The following is a 23,041-nucleotide window of genomic DNA, read 5'->3' on the forward strand; positions in this document are numbered from 1 at the left end:
ATATGATTGTTGATGCTCACACCCATTTCTGGTTCAAAGGATTCATGCCGACGGCGTTCCACCGTAATACGGCCGAGGAGTGGGCCAAGAAGGAGGCGGGACGCAAGCCCGAGATGATCCTTCCCAAGATCGAGGAGGGAGTCACAGATCCGGACGGCACGGACTATATAGCTAATATGGATAAGGCCGGCGTGGATGCCAGCATCATCATGATGACCGATTTCGGCACATACTGGACCGGTGAGGAACCCGCCGTTCCATACGAAGAGCAGGTGGTGCTTTTTGGCGAATTCCAGAAAAAATACAAAGGCAGGCTTTACGTCTGCGCTTATGTTGATCCCCGCAGGCCGGACTGTGCCAAGATCATGACCAAAGCGATTAAGGAATGCGGCTTGAAGGGATGCGGCGAGTTCACGACCAAAAGCCTGCTGGTGAACAGCGACGAGGCGAAACCGCTGGCCAAAGTATGCGCCGATCTGGACATACCGGTAGTGATCCATACGCGCGCAGGCGAAGGCATCAATATGGCCGGCGCAGATTTCACCTTACCCAACCACAACCACCCCGGCCACATCGCGGGGCTCCTTAAAGCTTATAAGGGATTAAAAGTGGTGATTGCCCATGCCGGTTATCCCAAGTGGTGGGAGGCTGCCATACAAGTGGCCAAGGGTCACCCCAACTGCTACCTGGAGCTATCAAACTGGAATTTCGGCGCTGTGAATATGGATGATTTCGTGCCGATCCTGGCCTGCATGAGGGACAACCTGGGCGCAGACCATATACTGTTCGCCAGCGACCATCCCTCGGGCAAACGCTACCGTTCGCTGGGTTTCCTGCCGGGCTGGGTCAACTACTTCAAGGAGTTGCCGGAGAAAGCGAAGAGCCTGGGATATGAATTCACCAAAGCCGAAGTAGATATGGTACTGGGCGAAAACGCCAGAAAACTTTTCAAGCTATAGAAATTCAAAGGAGAATGAGAGATGACCATATTAGTGACAGGTGGAAAGGGCTTTATCGGCGCCCGCGTTATCAAAAACCTGGTGGAGCGCGGTGAAGAAGTGGTTTGCATGGAGCCCAAGCTCACGCCGGGAAGGCTGGGTGAGCTGGCCGGCAAGATCACGATGGTCGAAGGCGATATAGTAAACTTCGCTAATATCTCCGACGTCCTGAGCAAGTACAAGGTCGACAGGGTGGCGCATATGGTGTTCTTCTCGGCGGAGGAGCGTGGTGTCAGCGAGCGCCCCGAGAAGGCCGGCGACCTGTATAAGCAGATGATGATCATGAACACCGGCACTTTCCATATTTTTGAGGCTGCCCGCCTGGCCGGTGTAAAGAAATTTGTTTACCCCAGTTCCATACAGTATCACGGAATACCCTGGGACGGCCCCGAGCCAGTGAACGAGGACTCCCCTGCCAGGCCCAACAGGGGTTATGGAATCGGCAAGTTTTTGTGCGAGCACCTGGCACATGAATACAACAGGCTGCTCAAGACAGATATTGTCACTATAAGGATACCCGGCGTATACGGGCCGGGCGTGCGAATCGGCGCCCGGGGAGTAAACCTGATAGGTACGGCTGGAGCGCTGGGCAACGAGATACCTTTCCCCTATCCGGCCAAGCAGTACATCGTTCTGGCTCACGTCGATGATATAGCTGAAATGGTGGCCAGGATACTGTTTGCGCCGAAACTGCCGCATGAGGTCTACCATGTCGGCGGCCACTATGTCTCGTACGGCGAAATGGCGGAGATAGGCCGAAAGATTATCCCCGATATGAAGATCACCTTTGATGACAGCGGTCCCTTCGGGCATATGTATAAGATAGATTGCAGCAGGATGATCAAAGAGATAGGAGTGCAGCACCGCAGCCTGTATGACGGGTACTTCGAACTCGTTAACCTGACACGTAAAGAGAACAACCTGCCGCCGATAGAAAAGAAATAGCTTACGCGTTTAAGCGGGAGTATAAAATGAGCGAAAATGTAGCGGGTGCAGAGAAAAAGACTATTCCTTTGCAGGAAGGCCTGTTCGAAATGGGCAGCGACGGCAAATATCACCTTGTTGCCAGCCGCTGTAAAAGTTGCAAGCTGACCTTCTTCCCCAAAAGGAAATACTGCGGGAAATGCGGTTCCGGCGATGTAGAGGTATTTAATCTGAGCGACCGCGGCAAGGTCTTTACCTTCAGCCAGGTAGACAGGAAGAGCATATATACAATTATAGAGCCGCCCTATATGGAGGCGGAAGTCGAGATGCCGGAAGGCGTCCATATATTCACAATACTCGATAAATGCGATTTTAAGGCGGTGGACTTCGGGATGGAGGTGGAAGTCTATATGGACAAGGTCAAGCAGGATGAAGCGGGCAACGACGTCATAGCCTTCAAATTCAAGCCCGCTGCTTAACTATTAAGTCTTAAATCGGCTCAGTTTGACGGAGGAAACGGCATTATGAATGAAGTAGTAGTTATGGGAGTGGGCACTCTTCGTTTCGGCAGGTGGCCGAATAAGTCTGTTATGGAGATGGCTGAGGTGCCCATTGAGGCTGCGCTTAAGGACTCGGGCATCCCGTTCAAGGACATTCAGGCTGCATACATAGGCAGCGAACTGGGGCATTTCCCGGATGCCAGGATGATCGTACAGAGTTTCGGCTGGACCGGCATCCCCATCAGCCAGATGCAGCAGGCCTGCGCCAGCGGATCAGCCGCATTCAGGGAGGCCTTTTACTCTGTGGCCTCGGGCAGGTATGACGTCGTCCTGGTGGCAGGCTATGAAAAAATGGGGAAGGGGCTGATCCCGGGCGGCGTGCCCGAGCAGGACAAGGAGTATCATCTCCATTATATGGGGCTCGATGTAACGCCGGCCCGCATCGCCATGGCCATAAAAAGAAGAATGCTTACGTACGGCGATACTCCTGAGATGCTGGCGGCCGAGGCGGCCCAGTGCTTTGAGTACGGGTCGCTCAACCAGTATGCGCACAACCAGAAAAAATACACCACGGCCGATGTGCTGGCTTCGCCCATGATCTGCTCTCCGCTTACTCTCCTGATGAGCTGCCCTATCAGCGATGGGGCGGCGGCGGCCATAATTTGCAGCAAGAAAAAGGCCAAACAGTACGGAGCGAGCAGGGCTATCACCGTTGCTGTGAGCGTTGCCGGTACGCCGGATTATAACGATCTGGTGGGCGGGCCCGGACCGCACATCGGCGGCGACTTCAAGGGGGGCAAACTGACCAGCAGGGTGAGCACGGAGGCCTACGAGAAGAGCGGTATAGGGCCACGAGACATCAAGGTCGTCCAGTGCCATGCGCCCTTCGCCGGCGGTGGCGCAATCTGCATCGAATCGCTGGGATACTGCAAGGAAGGGGAAGGCGGGAAATGGTTCCTGGAAGGTAAAACCAGGATTGACGGTCAGGTAGCCGTCAATACCGACGGCGGCCTGATAGCCAGGGGACATCCCCTGGGAGCCACCGGAGTCGCCGAGATTGGAGAGCTCGTCCGCCAGTTGAGAGGCGAAGGCGGCGCCCTGCAGATACCAAACAATCCCAAAGTGGCCATGGCACACAATACAGGACTGGGCTGTGTAAACATCCATATTTTGAAGAAGTAGCGGCTCTCCTTCACTTGCAGCGCGGGCCAAAATACTTGACCGTGAAGTAAAGTATACCTGATATGATATATCGTTTAAGAAAATTGGTTTTGCGATGAAAGACGAGGAATATTTCAAGCAGATGTTCGCCTCGCCGCCGGTCGGCCGGGATAAAGTCGTCAGCCTGCGCGAAGCGCTGGAAAAGAACCTGAAAGCGGGCATGTCCGTCTTTCTCGGCTGGAACGCCAACGCGGCGGTCTGCGAGATCATACGGCAGTACAGAGGTAGCAGCCCCGGCTTCACTCTTGTTATGACCATGACATGGGACCTGTCGATAAACCTCGTCCATTGCGGCCTGGTCAAGAAGCTTCTCTCAACCAGTTGTTCCTATGCCGCTCCCAACCCTGCGCCCAGCCATGTAATTCAGAGGGCGTACCGCGAAGGGAAGGTGGCGATTGAAAACTGGACTCTCTATTCCATGCAGCAGAGGCTGATGGCGGGCGCGCTGGGAGTGGGGTTCATGCCCACCAGGTCCATCACCGGAAGCAGTATGGCAGCGGAAAACAGCAATTGCTTCACGGAGATAACCGATCCCTTCGACAGCAGCAGGAGGATCGGCGCGGTTAAAGCGTTGAACACGGATATAGCCATTGTCCATGCCCTGGCTGCGGATAAATACGGCAATACCATCCTGTCGCCTGTTTCACAGGACACGCTGTGGGGACCCAGGGCCGCAAAGGGGGGCGTGATCGTAACGGCCGAAAAAATAGTCGACACCGATTTCATACGCCGTCACGCCCATCTGGTCGGCATCCCGGGATACCTCGTGAAATCGGTTTCGCTGTGTCCGCTGGGAGCTCATCCGCAAGGTCATTTCTCCTGCATCGAGGGCGTTGACAGCTACGGCGAAGACTACGACTTCATGCTCGAGCAGAGAAAAGTGAGTAAGGAACCTGATTCTCTGGACGCCTGGTTGAAACAGTGGATATACGATGCCGGCGATCATGAAGAATACACACACCGGCTTGGCCTTGAACGTATCTTCGGCCTTAAGCGCGCACTCGATACGACATATCGGGAAGGCGGCCAGCCCTCCCGGGATTCGGGTAAGGATGCCGGACGCACGGAGTCGATGATCATCGCCGCGTCGAGAGTAATCGCCGAGCGGGTAAAAGAGGCCGGGTATCAGGTTCTACTGGCCGGTATCGGGATACCGGGACTTGCCGCATGGCTGGCCTATTACCGGCTCAAGAAGGACGGTATCGATATAAAGCTGATACTCGGTTCGGGGGTGTTTGGATATCAGCCTGCGCCGGGCGATCCGAACTCGTTGAGTGTCCGCCACGTGACTTCCGCAGCGATGCTGATCGACACCAGCGAGATGTATGGATTCATTATTTCGGGTGAGGGCGCAATGTGCCTCAGCATAATAGGCGCCGCTCAAATCGATGAAAAAGGAAATATCAACACTACGCGGGTTGGCGCAGATACTTATATCAGCGGGTCGGGCGGAAACAACGACAATACCAGCGGCGCCGCAGAGGTAATGGTGGTGACGGCGCAATCGAAGAAGCGCTGCGTCGAGAAGCTGGATTACCTGACTTCACCGGGCGACAGGGTCAGTACTCTCATTACAGATATGGGTGTTTTCCGGAAAGGCGCCGACGGGAAATTTGTGCTGACGGGCTGTATAATCGGGCCTGACAGTAATAATACGGCGAGTAAGCAGGATGAAATCCAGGATAACTGCGGCTGGAAGGTAATTAAAGCTTCATCAGTTGCTTCCTTGGCCTATCCCGCCGAACGGGAACTTGCGTTACTCAGGATGTTCGATCCCCACGGCTATGTGTCGGGAGGATAGGTGCGTGTGGAGCAGGACATCGGAGGGTATGACCATTTGAGAGAGAAGGGTACGCGGGAAATCATGCCCGGGGACGATCTGACGCTGGCCAGGCTGATCAGCCTCATCGAAAGGGACAGCCCTCAGGTCCCCGAGATCATGAAATCGCTGTCCTCACAGACCGGAAGGGCATATCGAATCGGCATCACCGGGCCTCCCGGGGCCGGCAAAAGCACGCTGATCAGCGGTCTCACAACACTTTTAAGGGAGAAGGGATTCAGTGTAGCGGTTCTCGCCGTGGATCCGACCAGTCCTTTCAAGGGAGGGGCGATACTGGGTGACCGCGTGCGCATGCAGAAACATTACACCGATGCAGGGGTGTTCATACGCAGCCTGGCCACCAGGGGTGTGAAAGGCGGATTAACCGGCGCGATCGGTGAGATCATCGACCTGGTCGACTCCGCCGGCAAGGACTATATACTGCTTGAGACAGTCGGCGTGGGGCAGGGCGAGATGGATATCATCGGCCATGTAGATACAATTGCCGTAGTCCTGGTGCCCGGCGCGGGGGACAGTATTCAGGCTATGAAGGCCGGCATAATGGAGATCGCCGATATCTTCGTGGTCAACAAGTCTGACCTTGCCGCTGCCGATGAACTGGTCAACAATCTGAATATAACGCTTGATTTGAATAAAAAGCGGGAGCAATGGCAGATTCCGGTTTTAAAGTGCCGGGCGGATCAGGGCGAGGGGATAGAAGAGCTTCTGGATAAAATCCTGCAGCACAGGCATATGCTTGAGAGCAGCGGATTGCTGGAGGAGAGGCGCGGACGGCAGCGCCTGCAGCAATTCCAGTCTATGCTGGAACAGAAAGTCCTGGAGGAAATTAAAGCAAAGTTACTGGAGGACGCCGGGATTAAGAAGATCGGGGAAAAAATCGAAAAAGGCGAGATGAGCCCCTACGCAGCACTGAGCAGGATTTTAAAAACGGGCCTCCCCTCGCTTTCCAACAAAAAGATACACGACAGTTCAGAAAGAAGGAGTAAGAAATGACCGGTGAGCTAATAATCGAACGTAAGGATTATATCTGCACTATCACTATCAACAGGCCTGATAAAAGAAATGCCCTTAATTACGAGGTCCTGAGCGGAATCACCAGCGGTCTGAGTGAGCTTGTGAAAGAAGGCAAGACGAGGGCCATCATTCTGACGGGCGCCGGCGATATGGCCTTCAGTGCCGGTATGGATCTGACGTTTGTTAACAGCCGGAGGGAGGTCGCCGATAAAGCGCTGGCGGATGCGTTGAACAGCCTGCTCAATTGTCCCATACCCATTATAGCCAGGATACATGCGGACGCACTGGGCGCGGGCTGCGACATTACGACAACCTGCGATTTCAGAATTGCCTCGGACAATGCCAGGATGGGCATTCCACCCGTAAAATTCGGCTGGGTATATTACCCCCAATCCATTCAGCGCCTGATCAACCTGATCGGAGTGCCCTATACCAAGGAGCTGTTTTTAACCGCTCGTTTCGTGCCGGCTGCCAGGGCCAAAGAGATCGGCCTGCTTCACGCGCTGGTTTCACGTGCCGAGCTGGACCTGACGGTAAACGCGCTGGCGCAGGAGATCGCCGAAAAGGCGCCGCTGGCCGTACAGGGTACGAAATACGTAATCAACCAGCTTTTCGATTACCAGAAGCTGGACAGGGATGTCGAACAGGAGATAGACCGGCTGATCAAGAAATGCTATCAGTCGGAGGACGCGGCAGAGGGCAACCGGGCGTTTAAAGAGAAAAGGAAGCCCGATTTCAAGGGTAGATAGCTGGAGAGGCCGGCTATCTGCCGTATCCGTGCCACCCGCCGTCGCTGGTCACGCCGGCATCAGCGGCTATGATAGCGCCTGTGATGTAGCGGGACTTGTCGGAGACCAGGAAATAGGCAAGCTCAGCTATATCCTCAACCATCAAGGGTACGTGCATGGGGATGTTTTTGAGGAATAGCTCGATGTTTCGATCGCCCTGGTCGGAAGCCATCTGTGTCTGAACATAGCCCGGCGCGATGCAGTTCACCCTGATCATATAGCCGGCCAGCTCGCGGGCAAGTATGTGCGTGAACATGTTAACAGCCGCTTTCATCGGTCCGTATACTATGCAGGGCAACGATACAAGTCCGTGTACGGAAGAGATATTGATAATGCAGCCGCTCTTGCGCGGCTTCATTTCCATGGCAGCCCTGCGGCTGCAGTAGTAAACCCCTTTGAAATCCGTGTTGATTATGTTGTCAAGGTAGGCCAGGTCCAGCTCGGTGATGGGGTTGGTCGGCTGCGCTACGCCCGCGTTATTGACCAGTATATCGATCTTCCCGAACCTCTCGATCACTTTATCGAAGGCCGATTCTACATCTTGCAGTAATCCGACGTCCGCCTTGATGGCAAGCCCGTTGCCGCCGAGCGCTTTTATCTCACCCACAGTCTGCTCAAGCTTGTCATATCCGCGCCCCAGCACCGCGACATCTATGCCATTTTTTGCGAAATGCAGGGCGATGCCTTTCCCGATGCCCCTCCCTCCACCTGTAATGATCGCGACCCTGTTTGAATTTTCCATTGCTCCCGCCTCCTGTGATTAAGGTAATAATAATATAACAATATTATAAATTTTGAGGCTGGATGTCAACTGTACCGTGCGCCCGCACCTGAAGGTATGCTACCGGGGATAATGTAGGGGCGGGTTTTCAAACCCGCCCGCTTTTAAAGCCAGATACAGTTTCTGCAACTGCTCGCCAATAAACTCGATTTTGCCGACTTCGCGTGGTTTTTTAGCCAGGGCCGTAACGCTGCCCGCCCAGTTCATGCCGCAGACGGCCGCATAGGTTTTAAGGTTATCGATGGCCGTGCCGATACCCTCTTCCGCAACGGCTACACCGGCAAAGCGCTTTTCTTCCAGCCTGGGCCAGATGGGGCAGGTCCTGTCCATAAAGTTCTTGAGCAGCCCTGAGACCATCTCGAAATAGACAGGCGTGCCGAATACGATGGCGTCGGCCTGCATCAGCTTCGGATATATGTCCTGCATGTCGTCCTTGATAGCGCAGAGCCCCTTTCTGTTTTTACCGCCGGCTTCGCAGGACAGGCAGCCGTTGCACATTTTTATATCGAGCTTGCGCAGCAGCAGGAGTTCCGATTCCGCGCCTTCCGCCAAGGCCAGGCCGTGAAGCTGTTTCAGCATCCACTCGGTGTTGCCGTTCCTGGGAGAGCCGCACACGCTGAGTAATTTCATTGTAAGCCGCATTTTCCCCCGTCATTGCGAGCCCGCAGGGCGCGGCAATCCTGTGTACCCGTAATCACGCACAAGATTACTTCACTCCTCTACTCTACTCCAGGTCCTCTTTGCTGAATCCTGTGAAGAAACAGCTGCGCTCACCTGTGTGGCAGGTGGGACCGGCCGGCTCGGCCCTGACCAGCAGGGTATCCGAGTCGCAGTCCCTGGAGATTGATTTCACTTTCAACACGTTGCCCGAGGTGCCGCCCTTGTGCCAGATCTCCTTCCGGCTGCGGCTATAGAAGACCATCTCGCCCTTTCGCAGGGTCAGTTTGAGTGATTCTTTGCTGGCGTAGCCCAGCATGAGCACCGTGCCGTCCTTAACGTCCTGCACGATAACAGGTATAAGTCCCTTTTCGTCGAATTTCAACATAGAAAATGCTCCTCTTGTAAAAGCTGCTGCCTGATATATCGGATCAGGATACGGCCAGGGCTTCCTTGAGATCGATATCGCCCGTATAGAGCGCCTTGCCGATAATGACGCCCTCTGCGCCCAGCGCCGCCAGCTTCCTGATATGTTCGATGGACGAGATGCCGCCCGAGGCTACGACCGGTATCTTCAGTTTGCTCACCAGCTCGGCCGTTGCTTCGTAATTAGGCTCGGTGAGCGTGCCGTCACGTTTTACATCAGTATAGATGATACGTCTGGCGCCGATGGCGGCCATAGCCTGGCTGAGGTCCAGTACAGTCATGGTGGAGATCTTCATCCAGCCGTGGGTGGTCACATACGAATCGCGGGCGTCGATACCGACCACGATTGCTTCACCGAACCTCTTAATAATGCGTTTGGTAAGTTCGATCTGTTCGACGGCCACCGTACCCAGAATAACGCGTTTTACGCCCAGCTTGATGAGCTGTTCCACCACGTCCACCCGTCTGATCCCGCCGCCCAGCTCCACCTCGAGGCTGGTATTTTTCACGATGTCCTCAATGGCCTTAGTATTGCGGACCTCACCGGCTGCTGCGCCGTCCAGGTCAACCAGGTGCAGCCTGCCGGCGCCCTGTTCCTGCCATCTGAGGGCCGTGGCTACCGGATCGACCGAGAATACCGTCTCCTTGCTGTAATCGCCCTGGTAGAGACGCACGCATTTCCCACCTTTGAGGTCGATTGCAGGTATGATATCCATGATATTAGTTCTTTAAGATTACCCCCTTCTGCTCAAGTGCGTCAATCCCGGCCCTGTCATATCCGAGCTCCTCGAGTATCTCAACGGTATGTTCCCCCAGCAGCGGAGCTCTGACAGCCTCTATTCGCTCAATATCCGAAGGCCAGGCCGGCAGATTGGCAAGCTTTACTTTGCCAACGCCCGGGTAATCCATGTCGAAAAAAATGTGCCTGGCAGCCACCTGCGGATCGTCAAGCACTTCCGGTATCTCGCGCAAGGTCGCGCAGGGAACGCCGGCCGCCTCCAGCTTCCGGATTATTTCACTGGAGGGCAATTTACGTAAGGACAGGGCAATTTGGTTCGCCAATTCCTCGCGGTGCGCCAGCCTGCTGTTCGCGCTTGAATATTCAGGACGTTGTGCCAGGTCATCCAGGTCCAGCGCCTGGCAGAAGGCCTGCCAGAATTTATCGTTGGTAACGCCTACGAAAACATATCTGTCCGCCGACTGAAAACACTGATAGGGAGCGAAGGCGGGATTGGCCGAGCCCATCCTGGGCATAACAAATCCCGTCAATGCGTAGCCGGAGATGAAAGAAGACATGAAATAGACGGCGGTGTCGAAAAAGGATGCGTCTATCAATTGTCCCCTGCCCGTTTTCTCCCTCGCTATGACTGCCAGCAGCACACCGTGGGCGGCCAGGAACGCCGTGGGGAGCCCGATAATATTGGATGGTATACGCACCGGAGGGCCGTCCGCTTCGCCTGTAATCGACATCAGGCCGGACATGGCGTGGATGACAGGGTCGTAGGCCGGCTTCTGCCGGTAGGGCCCGGTCTGGCCGAATCCGGAGACCGAGCAGTAGATGACGCGGGGATTAATCTTATTTATTTCGCTGTAGCCGATGCCCAGCTTCTCCGCCGTGCCCGGTGTGAAGCTCTCGATTATTATATCTGCTTTAGAGGCGAGCTTGAGGGCGATCTCCCTGCCCTCGGGTGTTTGCAGGTTGAGCGCAAGGCTGCGCTTGTTGCGGTTAATGTTATAAAAGGCTATGACAGTCGGGCCCTGTCGGAAAGGATCACCCTGGTGGGATTCTATCTTTATCACATCGGCGCCTGCCTGCGCCAGCATCAAGCCGCAGGTCGGGCCGTCACCCGAATGTGAAAAGTCGAGTACCTTCAATCCCTGTAGCGGATACATACAAACCTCCTTGCCCGGCGAGAAATCGAAAGTATTTATACCACTATATATCGTTGTTTACAATGTCTGGAACACAGTATATATTATTTTTACCATTGACTTAGAAAAATGGGAAATGTATACTGAGGTCAAATTGATTACGGGGGGAATTCTATGAAGCTGTCGTGTCTGCAGGAAAATCTGAATAAAGGCCTCGGCATCATAGGCAGGGCGGTAGCATCAAGGACGACTCTGCCCATTACCCAGAATGTACTTATATCCACCGATGAAAAGCAGCTCAAGCTGGCTGCCACCAACCTTGAGATAGCCATCAGCTGCTGGATTGGTGCAAAGATAGAGAACGAGGGTTCCATCACCATTCCTGCGCGCGTATTGACCGAATTCGTAGCTTCTCTGCCCAGCGATGTAATCAATCTTAACCTCAAGCACCATACGCTTGAGCTCAAGAGCGGCCGTTACGAGGCCAGGATCAACGGGCTGGATGCAGCCGATTTCCCACCGATCCCCCAGGTGGGCGACGGCTTCAGCACGAAGGTCAAGGCCGAGGATCTCAAGCAGGCCATCAGCCAGGTTGCTTTCGCCGCCGCTACGGAGGAGTCGCGTCCCGTACTTACCGGTGTGCAGACGGAGTTCGAGGGCAGCAAGCTGACCATGGCCGCCGCCGACGGATTCAGGCTGGCTGTCCACCGCACCGCGCTGTCCGAGCCGGTGAAAGAGAAGGTGGCCATGATCATACCGGCCAAGGCCTATCACGAGCTTAACCGCCTGATGGGCGCCGATGACCAGGAGATAGAAATTACGCTCAATGCGCAGAAAAGCCAGGTGCTCTTCAAGCTCAAGGGCATTGAGATGGTCTCGCAGTTGATCCAGGGCACCTTCCCCAATTATTCCCAGCTCATACCCCAGACATATGGCACCAAGGCGCGCATCGATGTGGCCGAGTTCCTGCGCGCCATCAAGATGGCCGCCATCTTCGCCCGAGACGGCAGCGGTATCGCCAGGGTCATCGTTACTCCCGGCGCCACGGTGGAGGCGGGCAAGATAACCATCTCCGCGCGCGCCGATGAAATCGGCGACAATGTGGGCGAGATAGACGCGCTGGTGGACGGGGAGGCGGCTAAAATAGCCTTCAATGCCCGCTACCTTGCGGACGTGCTGTCGGTGGTCAAGCAGGCGCAGGTATCTCTGGAGGTCACCACTCCCTCCAATCCAGGCGTGATTAGACCCGTTGGCGTGGACAACTACGACCACGTAGTCATGCCGATGTTTGTTCAATGGTAGTACATTCCAAAGACACTGAAATACGGATTAGTCGATAGCTGGGTATTTAACCGAGAAATACCGTTGCCTCAAATACTCAAAGTAAGATGGATCTACATCTGGTAAGCACCTAATACTATCGAATAAATCCTGGTATGTCATTGTCTGGAAGTCGATTTCACCCATAATACTAACCGAGAATCTTTTCAGCTCTTCTTCATGCCGCTTGGTCTCATTTGAGTTTATCTTGTACCAAAGATACAAAAGAGAAAACCGGTCGGGATAATTACTCTTCAATCCCAATATATGTTTAATGAGTTGTGGAACATCGAGGTATTCGAAATCAGTTCTAGCCCCTGATCGTCGACAGATGCTCTCAGCTAAAGCTTTTACTTTTGTTAGCTTATACCATATAGCATGATGATCAAGGTAGATATCGAGGTGGGTATCCTCATTATCTCTTCGAGTTTTCTTATGATAAGTCTCGGTGAATTTTGACTCAATAGCCAGTGGAAGTGGGCCAATAAATTCAATATCCAAATGGGGCGGTGTTCTTTCCATTCCTTTTATAGGTTGAGTTTTTTCGAATTCCATACTAGTAACAACACCTTCTGCACCACAGCAACTCGCGATATCCTGAATCCTATTTTGACGTCGCCAATAATCGAATACATTTACTACGAGGGCAGAAGACGAGTGAAGAGCTTTCATGTGTGCTTGTTTACCATCGAGTTCATGCCCTTTTCCTCTTTGGTACTCCTTCCTGGTTTCGGGATGAAGTTCATGGTTAAAAAGATTATCATCCACCCTCTTTGTGTAGCCTTCCAGAGTAATTTTCTCCTTAGCCGCCCATTGCAACTGACTATCAATAATATAATTGGCAGTGTGCATTTTCATTTAGATAATTCCTCCACCCTTCTTCTCTATATGGGATTAACAACATTTGTTAGATGGCAAACTTCCTATAAATCAGTATTACACCCAACACAAAAGCCAATAAAAGACAGGCTATGCTGAAATACAGAATTATCGAATTATCCGATACTGTAAAACTGCCAGCAGATATATTATTTACGGTCACATTATAGATTCCTGGCTGGCTTTTCTGAATAGTAAAGGCAACTGGTACGGTATTACCACTGGCAACGGTAAGGCTCTGCCTGCTCTCTTCCTCCCCATTTACCACAAGTTTAATGACAACATTCCTGCTAACGCCGCCCTTGTTCACAACATATGCAGTTACGTATACAGGGTTTTCGGGAGTAACTTCAGATGCTGATATCGCTGCCTGTGATACATAGACATTGGGCAATTGCATTGCAGGTGAGAGCGGTATAGCAGTTGGCATTGATCCGCCGTGTGGTGTAGTTGATATCATTGTTGGAGTATCGATTTGCTGTGCTGGTGCAGGAGAAGTCTGTTGAACTGGAAATCCTATTCCACCAGGGTCACGAATTCTGCCATTAACCAATCCATCCGCATCTTCAAATCCACCGTCAGTTAACGTCAAGGTAATTACATTATCACCATCATTATCCCCTACAAGAGAAGTGACATTGACCCACCCGTTATTATATTTCCAGTACTGGCAATTGGTTGGAATATTGTCAGGGAATGTGATTGTTATTGTTACTGAGCCACCAGGGTCTACACCAAGCACATTGAAATCAAAGAAACCATACGTAAAATTCAAAGGGGGTTTGCCGTTAACAGGTAGGGTAATTTCTGCAATTTGAGTCAAACCGATAATGAGTGCTCCTTCAACAACATCAAAGGTAACCATTCCCTTTCCAGTGCTTGAAGGCACAGGAATAGGTGGCTGCTTAGTAGCCAATCCAACGAGGGTAACCATTGCAGGATTATCAGTGGGGGAGCTCGATGGTATAGACAAGATAGCCGTTTTTTCTCCCATTTTATCTGGGCTAAACACAACGCCTAGACTTTTTGATTCCCCAGGGGCAATTGTTTGGTTTGAGGCATTATCACTGACAATACTAAATTGATTGGCATTTATTCCCGATAGCGTGATAGTTCTCACTATTAGGTCAGCCTTACCAGTATTGGAAACTGTAGTAGCCTGCTGACTGCTTACGGTGCCTACCTGTACTGGGTTATAGATTATCAAGGATGGACTCACAACAATATTTGAACAACCGCTCCCATAATGAAGAATAGTGCCATTCTGCCCCACTGCGAAAACATCGTTATCACAACTTCCCCAAACGCCATTAAGATGATTTGCAGTGCCACTAGCCATTGGACTCCAAGTATTGCCATTTTTATGAATAATAGTGCCAGTATGCCCCACAGTAAAGATATCGTTACTGGAACTACCCCAAATATCGTTAAGAGTAGTTGTTGCACCGCAGTCCATTAAGTTCCAGTTGGTGCCATCAAAATGGACTAACGTTCCACCACTTGAGCCAACTGCATAAATATCGTTACTTGAACTGCCCCAAATAGCGTTAAGAGCAGCTGTTGCTGTACCACTGGGCATTTGGCTCCAAGATGTACCATTATAGTGCAGGATAATACTGCTTGGCCCCACTGCAAAAACATTATTGGGAGAGTCACCCCATATGCCATGAAGGCCTGCCGTAGTTCCGCTGTTCATAGTGCTCCAAGATATGCCATTGTAATGTAAGATTGTGCCGCTATTACCCACTACGAAAACATCGCTAGGTGAACTCCCCCAGATGCCGAAGAGATGTTCTGTATTCATTCTGGGTATATAAGTCCAGACACTACCATCATAATGGAACATGTGTCCGCTATTAGCCACTATATAGACGTCATTTGCAGAACTGCCCCAAATATCATAAAAAGTGAGTGTAAATCCGTGGAAAGTGAGACCTGATATTGAACTCCAGTTCTCACCGTTATAGTGAAGAACCGTGCTATTATAACTTCCCACTACATAAATATCGTTTGCTGCACTGCCCCATATGCTGTTTAATGGGTCTGAAGTCCCACTTATCATTGTACGCCATATAGAGGCGGTTCCTGTTAAATTCACCTGAATAATAGGCTCATCTGGATCATTTGATTGTATCGAGAGCATTGCAGACTTAATACCAGTGGAAGTTGGATTAAATTTCAGGGCCACCATTCTTGAGTTACCTGGGATTATTGTCTCATTAGAAGCATTATCACTAACTATCGTGAATTGATCAGAGTTTGTCCCTGATAAAGTAATTTCACCAATTAATAAATCTGCTGTACTGTTATCAGTAATTGTTATTATTTGCGGATCGCTTGATGAACCTACTACTAAGGGATCGAAGTTTATGATAGTTGGACTAACCTGTATTTGGGGTAACCCGAGATAACCAAATACCTGTATCCGGCAGTTATTCTCGTCACTCACGTATATATTTCCGGATGGAGAGATTTTTACATCAACAGGATATTCAAACTGACCATCGGCACTACCCTCAGTTCCCCATTTTGAAAGTAATAGCCCAGAGGTGTTGAATTTTTGGATGCGATGATTAGCATAATCGGCAATATAAATTTTGTCGTCTGCATCTACAGTTATCCCACACGGTTCTTTAAACTGACTATCACCATTTCCAAATATTCCCCACTTCCTAAGGAATACCCCTTCACTAGTAAACTTCTGAACACGATGATTAATTAACTCATCAACAACGTATACGTTATTTGATGAATCAATTGCTACACCATACGGATGGTTAAAATCACCGTCGCCACTGCCATCAGTTCCCCATTTGGTGAGGAATTGGCCTGAACTGTTAAACTTCTGGATTCGATGATTTTCAGCATCCGCCACGTAAATAGCCCCTGTTGAGTCAACTGCTATACCTGTAGGGTGATTGAATTGGCCATTGGCATCACCCGTACCTCCCCACTGAGATATATATTCACCAGAGTTATTGAACTTCTGCACACGATCGTTACCGCAGTCAACAACATATATATAGTTATTAGAATCAGTGACAATGCCAACCGGGTGATAAAATTGCCCATCTCCAATTCCGTACGAACCCCATTTTGTCTGAAATTGTCCCGAGCTATTGAACTTTTGAATCCGGTTGTTATCAAAATCAGCAACGTAAATATTCCCTGTAGTATCAATGGCAAGGCATTGCTGTTGATTGAACTGGCTATCATTATTCCCATAAGAGCCCCATTTAAAAAGGAATGGAGGTGGCAATTCGTATGTTCTAAAGCTCTTTTCTTCACCGTAGCTAGTATCATCTCCAACTGCCCTAGCTCTGAAATAATATGTCGTATTGGGGGTTAGGTTTGACAGATCTGCAGAGAAAGTACCAGTTGAGGTTTTAGTTTGATTATCTGTTTCTGCCGTGTAAGAACCCGGATTTGTTCCCCATTGGAATGTGACGTTGCAGCTTGAAGCTGTGCCAAGCGAACTTAGATTGCCGTTCAAAGTACACGTGGTTGATGTTATATTGCTTGGATTGTTAGTAGTAACACAAGGCATTAATAAGCTGAGTTTAAGGATTGTACCATACTGACCTACAGCAAAAATTTCTCCTGATGAACTTCCCCAAACTCCATGTAAATGTTTATCAGTTAATCTTGTAACAAAATCCCAATTGTTTCCGTTATAGTACAGCACAGTTCCGGTATTCCCTACAGCAAGCATATCAGTACTTGAACTACCTATGACACTGTATAAAGCCTCTGAATGGCTTGAAGTAACTTCAATCCAACTACTCCCGTTGTAATTAAGGATGGGGGTGTAAACACCTACGGCAATAACATTATTACTAGAACTGCCCCAAACTCCCTGCAATGCCTCGCTAATACCACTAGACATCGTATTCCAGGCACTCCCATTATAATGGAGTATGGTGCCTACATTGCCTACAGCAAAAACATCATTACCTGAAGTACCCCATATACCATATAGATGGTTTGTAGTACCACTGGTCATGGGTGTCCAAGTGCTACCGTTAAAATGTAGAATAACCCCCCCATCTCCTCCGGCAAATATATCGGTTCCAGAGCTTCCCCATATACTTCTTAAATGGTTTGAAACTCCGCTTGTCATTGAATTCCATGTACTTCCATTATAGTGAAGAATAATGCCATCGCTTCCCACAGCGAAAACATCATTACCTGAACTACCCCAAACACCGTTGAGCCAATTCAATGTGCCGCTATTCATCAAACTCCAGCTTGTCCCATTATAATGGAGTATAGTGCCCACATTACCAACCGTGAAAACATCGTTTGATGAGCTGCCCCAGATGCTATTAAGATGATTGTAAGTGAGGCTACTTGTCATTGCACCCCAATTAGTGCCGTTATAGCGGAGTATTGCGTCGTGGTCTCCAACCACAAAAATATCATTGGATGAGCTTCCCCACACATGAAACAGATTAAATACGGTGCCACTTGTTTCTTGATGCCAAGAAATGCCGTCATAATGAAGAATGAAACCACTTTCAGCCACTGCGAAGACATTTGTTCCCGAACTGCCCCATATGCAAGTGATGTTTTGTCCTATGCCACTGGTCATAGAGCTCCAGGTACTTCCATTATAATGGAGGATGACACCATTCCATCCTACGGCAAATACATCACTACTGGAATTGCCCCAAACACTCAAGAGAGATACTGCAAATCCGCTGCCAATAGGACTCCAGCTTGTACCATCATAATGAAGGATAGTGTCATTATTGCCTACGGCAAAGACATCGTTACTAGAGCTTCCCCAAACACTCAATAGGTGTTGTGCAGTACCACTGGTCATGGAACTCCAGGTACTGCCATCAAAGTGTAAGATGACGCCATTGTTACCCACGGCAAAAACATCGGTACCTGAACTACCCCAAATACCATAGAGCCACTGAGATGTGCCACTGGTCATGGAACTCCAACTGATGCCATTCCAATGAAGTACCGTCCCCCAATTGCCCACTACGAATATATTGTTCTCTGAATTTCCCCATACTTCATTTAGATGATTTTGAGTTTCACTGGTTATAGAACTCCAATGACTTCCATCGTAATGGAGGATAGTGCCACTTTGACCGACAGCATATATGTTGCTTCCTGAGCTACCCCAGACGCCATTGAGTGAATTTCCTTGAGGTAAAGGATTTTGCCAAACCCACGTACCTGAAGCAGCATTAACAGGTTGTTGGAAAAACAGTGGAGACAAAAATGAGGGAATAACAATCAGTACTAAACAAAACCAAATTGTAAGGTATCTATAGTTACACAACATCCCTAATTTGAATCTAAACACCCTACCACCTGCAAAAACAACGAGCCCAATATATATCGATTATGAATAACTTGTCAAACCATAACACGGAAGGTGTCGTAATTCTCATCATTAAGGCGAATCGCAAATTGAGGTAGCAAAATAGCTGAAGGAAAGAATATGAAACACGGCTATGTAATTGATAATTCAGTTATAGCTTTGCGCCTATGATTTTTATTCATGGATGAACATACATACCGATGTTCGTCCAGTGGTGATAAATTCTAAGGGGACAGCGATCCTAATTTCAGCCATTTTATGCGTAGCTGTCAGTTGAACTTCAAGGGCATCCAAAGCCTGTCTTTTCTCCTGGTACGTATAATTATTCAGATTATATCTGAGCCTGCTGCAATATTGCTGTATCCTTTCCCTGGCTAATTTCAGATCTATCTTGTGCCCCAGTAGGATAGGGATAATCCATAGTTATTGAAACTTTATGGAAACAGAGATTTAATAAGCAAGAGAATAACGCCAGCAATAACTGATGCCAGTATTGTGATTAGTATTTTTACTAGTGGGTTGCTCATGCGCAGCCAGTTCCCTTTCTTCTGCTCTGTTTTAGGCTCGGGTGGATTGCTTAATGACTCTGTCTTGCCTGCATTATCAGCAGATTTATCTGGGACAGGATCACCCAGAAACTGAAATGTATTTCTCAGACCGGTTTCCACATCACCAAGGAAGCTGTAATGTTCGTTACCTTCCAACGGGACAAAGCGCGCATTCGGTATCAGAGATGCTAGCTCCAGGCCAGCCTTGAATAAAATAAACTTGTCTCCCTTGCGGTGCATAACGAGTGTGGGAGTCTTAACGCTCGAGCAAAGGTTGGTTACATCAAGCTCAAACTGCATTTCAATAAGCCGGGCATTGACTTCAGGTGTAACGCTTTCCCTTTGTAGGTTGACGAATAACTCGAGCTCATTAATGTTGATTTGTGGTGTCATAATGCTGGCAACTGTTCGTGTACCGACCCAATTATGAGGTTGACGGATCAATGATATTAAGGATGTCTTGATTTCCTCAGACAAAAATTTTCCGTAGTTTGCATAAGTCCCGTAAAGAACAAGGTGGGTAACGCGCTCGGGGTACTTGGCAGCATACGCAATGGCTATAGGCCCAGCCTGGGAGGCAGCCGACAATATCACCTTATCCAGCTTCAGATGGTTAATGACAGTTTCAAGATCTGCAAGCTCTGATTCCAGGGTAAAGACGGCCCGGTTTCGATCGGATAACCCGGCTCCTCGCTGGTCATAGATCACCACGGTATGATAAAGTGCAAGTCTATTCAGATAATGACGGACTTCTGGTACCGACTTATAAGCGTTGAGTACAATGAAATAACTTGGTGGTATTACCAGTGCTGACCCGTGTCCAAGGGTGGTGTACGCAATGCGGGCGCCATCTGGCGTGGTGCAAAATCCTATTTGTGGCTCCACTGCCTGTGCCTCTTCCCCGATGATTATTCCTGCAAAACTATGTTATGTAAATGCAACTCGGTTGTCAATGTATGGTTAGTTGGAATCTATCTTACTGACACCGCTTTTATAACTTTAGTCCTATGATTTTTATTATGGATGAACATACATACCGATGCCCACTTCATTTGGCAGGGGTGATTAACGATGAAAGTGTTACATGTATTTGGGATAGTTCATTATATCTGAGGGTAATGAGTCATAAATTCACGCAACATCGATTCATCCACTTTTCCAATTTTCGCCAGGCTGGAAAGGCTGGGAAACATCCACTTGCTTTGACTCTCTGCCAAGAGCTTACCGTTTAACGAATGGACAGTAGCGCGCATGACAGCATTTCTGTCATCATGACTGACAATCTGCCCTTCCACAACGATTTCGGTATTAACTTCTGCCGGGCTCAAGTAGCGAACTGTCATCTCAAGGGTTACTCCAAACCGCCCAAGATGAGAGATAATTGTCCATTCACACACTTCGTCCATAAGAAGGTAAATCATCCCCCCGTGAACCAGGCCTCCAATTCCACACAGGTAATCAGGAATCACGCACTTGGTAACGCAACCTTGCTGGGAGAACCAGAAGCGAAGTTTCAAGCCATGTTCATTCGTTGTTGAACAGCCAAAACAGCGTCCCTTCCAATAGTTTATAACTTCCCGCTCAGTCATATCAGCCTCCTACCCCAAGAAGTTGGCTAAATTATGACATGCCATAGCGAATCAGTCCAGTATTAATATTAGACCTATATTTTTGTCATGGATGAACATAAATACCGATGTTTGTGCAGTGTTAGTACATTCCAAAGTCACCGCACTACAGATTTTCATCGTTTCCAGTATTACCGCTGAGCATCGAGAGCATCTAAAGCCTGTCTCTTTCCCCGGTACGTATTCCCATTTAGATTATCCCTGACCCTGTTGAATATCCCTGTCTCCTCTATCCGGCTGATTTCAGGTCGATCTTTTGCTATACTGACCTGGGGAGCTTGTTAACATTAGCTTCCAGTTCCTCTTCTTCCCTTTTAAGTTGCGCGCTGATCAATAGATGTGTGAGGATAGACTAAGATGTATCAGAACTTCAATGACTGGAAAAGCGCACGTTTCGGCATATTTGTACACTGGTCGCATATATCGCAGCAGGGTGTTGAGATATCATGGCCTTTAACTGGCAAAGTGCCGATGTTCCCATTGGCCCAGGACATCCCCGTAGAGCAATACCACTCCAGCGCAGCCACTTTCAATCCCCAAAAATGGAACGCACGAGCCCTGGCGCGAACCCTGCGGAAAGCCGGGGCGCAATATGCTGTTATCACGGCCAAGCACCACGACGGCTATGCCATGTATGACACCAGACTGTCGGATTTCTCCATCATGCATTCGCCTTACGGGAAAGATATCCTGCGCCAGTTCACCGATGCTGTGAGGGCGGAAGGGATGGGCGTGGGGATTTATTTTACGCTTCCGGACTGGCACCACCCCGACTACCCTGCTTTCACCGATGCCGACAAACCTTACCATTATTTCGGCGGCGGCCCGCAGCCGGAGCCGCAGCAATGGCAGCGATTCCTTGATTTACTGTTCGGGCAGGTGAGGGAAGTGCTCAGCAACTATGGCAAGGTCGACCTGATCTGGTTCGACGGGTATTGGGAGCACACAGCTGAACAATGGAAATCGGTCGAACTGGGAAATATGATTCGCTCACTGCAACCCGGCATTGTCATTAATGACCGCCTGCCTGTGAACAACGATTTCGACACACCCGAACAGTTCATACCTCCCAAACCGGCTGACCGGCCGTGGGAAACCTGTATGACGATGAACACGAGTTGGGGCTACAACAAGGACGATAAGGAATACAAGTCGGCCATACAGCTAATACACACTCTTTGCGAGGTGGCCGGGCGTGGTGGACATTTTCTGTTGAACGTAAGCCCGATGGGCGACGGCACGCTGCCGCCTGAGCAGACTGAACGGCTATCCGCTATCGGGAGATGGATGTCCCGTAACGGCGAAAGCATCAGGTGCACGAGTGCAGGGCTGGAGCCCTACCAGTTTTACGGCCCGACCACCCAGAAAGGAGACACTATTTACTTGCACCTGTTGATGAAACCGTATGAGACCGTTACCCTGCGAAACGTGCATGTGAATAAAGTGGAATCGGTGCGCACACTGGGAAAAGGCACGAACCTGAATTACTCGAAACACCTGGGTGCAAACGACCAGATTATGGAAGGATTAGGATTAACAGATCCGCTGGGCGACCTGATAATCGAGATACCGTATTCATCCTTAGACAATTATGCGACGGTTATTGCGGTCAGTTTCAAACAATGATTAAAATATTAACCTTTGTGAAATATATGATTTAGGAAGGCAACATGGAAAACAAGAAGAATACTCAGAAGGTTGTCGGGGAGATCATTTCACAGGTATTGAATGTTCCGGTGTTAGCCGGTGCTCTGGTGACTTATTTATTCTTCCAGCTTCCCGAATCGGAACCCAACCGCTTTTCCGGATATTCCTGGGCCATGCTTTTCCTGTGTGTAATTCCTCTCTGCAGCCTTTTCTTTTATATTCCGGCCAAGGACGAAGACAAGCATGCAACTGCGCGACGGCAAAGGATAGCAAGTTTTGTCATTATGCTGATCAGCTACCCGGTCGGTTGGTTGGTCCTGGCGTCGACCGGCGTCCCGCTTATCTTCACGGCATTGGCCGCTATATATACATTTGTAACTCTCGGCCTATTGGTCTTCAATTTGCTGCTCCGCTATAAAGCCAGCGGCCATGCCGCCGGCGTCTGCGGGCCGATAGCTGCAGTGATTTATATTTTCGGCGTTGCCGCTATACCATTGCTGCTTTTGTTGCCGCTGATAATCTGGGCGCGGCTGGCCGCTGAGGGGCACAACTTCTGGCAAACTGTAGTCGGTGCAACCATGTCCGCATTGATCGCGATAGCAGTATTATGGGCGTTTGGCTTTCCGCCGTTTCAGGGAGTGGTTTGACGGATCGTTT

At 49.9% G+C, this 23,041-nt stretch carries 18 protein-coding genes and 1 pseudogene; 10 read left to right on the forward strand and 9 right to left on the reverse strand.

The genetic code is table 11. The features are described 5' to 3' along the window. The first annotated feature begins 2 nt into the window (after positions 1 to 2). The 7 genes from WC359_08635 (at position 3) to WC359_08665 (ending at position 7,246) form a co-directional block, all read left to right on the forward strand. A complete protein-coding gene (locus WC359_08635) occupies positions 3 to 959 on the forward strand; it encodes an amidohydrolase family protein (GenBank protein ID MFA5400491.1) in 957 nt (318 codons plus the stop codon). Between the two features lie 21 nt (positions 960 to 980). Next, the gene (locus tag WC359_08640) at positions 981 to 1,943 is read left to right on the forward strand and encodes an NAD(P)-dependent oxidoreductase (protein MFA5400492.1); all 963 of its coding nucleotides are present in this window, start codon (positions 981 to 983) and stop codon (positions 1,941 to 1,943) included. 26 nt (positions 1,944 to 1,969) lie between these two features. Beyond that, positions 1,970 to 2,401 carry a zinc ribbon domain-containing protein gene (locus WC359_08645; GenBank protein ID MFA5400493.1) on the forward strand — a complete coding sequence of 144 codons (432 nt, stop codon included), beginning with the start codon at positions 1,970 to 1,972 and terminating at the stop codon, positions 2,399 to 2,401. A gap of 45 nt (positions 2,402 to 2,446) precedes the next feature. Beyond that, positions 2,447 to 3,604 (forward strand): thiolase family protein, encoded by a 1,158-nt coding sequence (locus tag WC359_08650; protein MFA5400494.1) that lies wholly within the window; start codon positions 2,447 to 2,449, stop codon positions 3,602 to 3,604. A 94-nt stretch (positions 3,605 to 3,698) separates the two neighbouring features. After that, a complete protein-coding gene (locus WC359_08655) occupies positions 3,699 to 5,444 on the forward strand; it encodes a CoA-transferase (GenBank protein MFA5400495.1) in 1,746 nt (581 codons plus the stop codon). After that, a complete protein-coding gene (meaB, locus tag WC359_08660; protein ID MFA5400496.1) occupies positions 5,445 to 6,476 on the forward strand; it encodes a methylmalonyl Co-A mutase-associated GTPase MeaB in 1,032 nt (343 codons plus the stop codon). Further along, the gene (locus tag WC359_08665) at positions 6,473 to 7,246 is read left to right on the forward strand and encodes an enoyl-CoA hydratase-related protein (protein ID MFA5400497.1); all 774 of its coding nucleotides are present in this window, start codon (positions 6,473 to 6,475) and stop codon (positions 7,244 to 7,246) included. The genes meaB and WC359_08665 overlap by 4 nt, the downstream gene beginning before the upstream one ends. Before the next feature lie 13 nt (positions 7,247 to 7,259). Here the strand turns inward: WC359_08665 and WC359_08670 are convergent, their stop codons facing one another. From WC359_08670 to WC359_08690, 5 genes and pseudogenes are all read right to left on the reverse strand, one after another. After that, positions 7,260 to 8,027 (reverse strand): SDR family oxidoreductase, encoded by a 768-nt coding sequence (locus WC359_08670; GenBank protein MFA5400498.1) that lies wholly within the window; start codon positions 8,025 to 8,027, stop codon positions 7,260 to 7,262. A gap of 99 nt (positions 8,028 to 8,126) precedes the next feature. Further along, on the reverse strand, positions 8,127 to 8,696 hold the full coding sequence (locus WC359_08675; GenBank protein ID MFA5400499.1) for a flavodoxin family protein: 570 nt from the start codon (positions 8,694 to 8,696) through the stop codon (positions 8,127 to 8,129). Positions 8,697 to 8,820: 124 nt separating this feature from the next. Next, a pseudogene (hisI, locus tag WC359_08680) lies at positions 8,821 to 9,111 on the reverse strand (phosphoribosyl-AMP cyclohydrolase). Between the two features lie 43 nt (positions 9,112 to 9,154). Then, positions 9,155 to 9,865, reverse strand: coding sequence for a 1-(5-phosphoribosyl)-5-[(5-phosphoribosylamino)methylideneamino]imidazole-4-carboxamide isomerase (gene hisA, locus WC359_08685; protein MFA5400500.1), 711 nt, complete (start codon positions 9,863 to 9,865; stop codon positions 9,155 to 9,157). A gap of 4 nt (positions 9,866 to 9,869) precedes the next feature. Further along, positions 9,870 to 11,042 carry a CoA transferase gene (locus tag WC359_08690; protein ID MFA5400501.1) on the reverse strand — a complete coding sequence of 391 codons (1,173 nt, stop codon included), beginning with the start codon at positions 11,040 to 11,042 and terminating at the stop codon, positions 9,870 to 9,872. Positions 11,043 to 11,195: 153 nt separating this feature from the next. Here WC359_08690 and dnaN point away from each other — a divergent pair, with 153 nt between their 5' ends. Continuing rightward, positions 11,196 to 12,323 (forward strand): DNA polymerase III subunit beta, encoded by a 1,128-nt coding sequence (gene dnaN, locus WC359_08695; protein MFA5400502.1) that lies wholly within the window; start codon positions 11,196 to 11,198, stop codon positions 12,321 to 12,323. A gap of 27 nt (positions 12,324 to 12,350) precedes the next feature. Here the strand turns inward: dnaN and WC359_08700 are convergent, their stop codons facing one another. The 4 genes from WC359_08700 to WC359_08715 form a co-directional block, all read right to left on the reverse strand. Next, entirely contained in the window at positions 12,351 to 13,199 is an 849-nt protein-coding gene (locus WC359_08700; GenBank protein ID MFA5400503.1) for a hypothetical protein, read from the reverse strand. A 49-nt stretch (positions 13,200 to 13,248) separates the two neighbouring features. Continuing rightward, on the reverse strand, positions 13,249 to 18,543 hold the full coding sequence (locus WC359_08705) for a choice-of-anchor U domain-containing protein (protein MFA5400504.1): 5,295 nt from the start codon (positions 18,541 to 18,543) through the stop codon (positions 13,249 to 13,251). 452 nt (positions 18,544 to 18,995) lie between these two features. Next, entirely contained in the window at positions 18,996 to 19,994 is a 999-nt protein-coding gene (locus tag WC359_08710) for an alpha/beta hydrolase (GenBank protein MFA5400505.1), read from the reverse strand. 218 nt (positions 19,995 to 20,212) lie between these two features. Continuing rightward, positions 20,213 to 20,698 (reverse strand): PaaI family thioesterase, encoded by a 486-nt coding sequence (locus WC359_08715; protein MFA5400506.1) that lies wholly within the window; start codon positions 20,696 to 20,698, stop codon positions 20,213 to 20,215. 396 nt (positions 20,699 to 21,094) lie between these two features. Between WC359_08715 and WC359_08720 the strand changes: the two genes are divergently transcribed. Together WC359_08720 and WC359_08725 are read left to right on the forward strand one after the other, a co-directional pair. Continuing rightward, on the forward strand, positions 21,095 to 22,363 hold the full coding sequence (locus tag WC359_08720) for an alpha-L-fucosidase (GenBank protein MFA5400507.1): 1,269 nt from the start codon (positions 21,095 to 21,097) through the stop codon (positions 22,361 to 22,363). A 44-nt stretch (positions 22,364 to 22,407) separates the two neighbouring features. Beyond that, positions 22,408 to 23,031 carry a hypothetical protein gene (locus WC359_08725; GenBank protein MFA5400508.1) on the forward strand — a complete coding sequence of 208 codons (624 nt, stop codon included), beginning with the start codon at positions 22,408 to 22,410 and terminating at the stop codon, positions 23,029 to 23,031. Positions 23,032 to 23,041: the final 10 nt, after the last annotated feature.

Source organism: Dehalococcoidia bacterium, assembly GCA_041653995.1.
GTDB lineage: Bacteria > Chloroflexota > Dehalococcoidia > GIF9 > UBA5629 > CAIMUM01.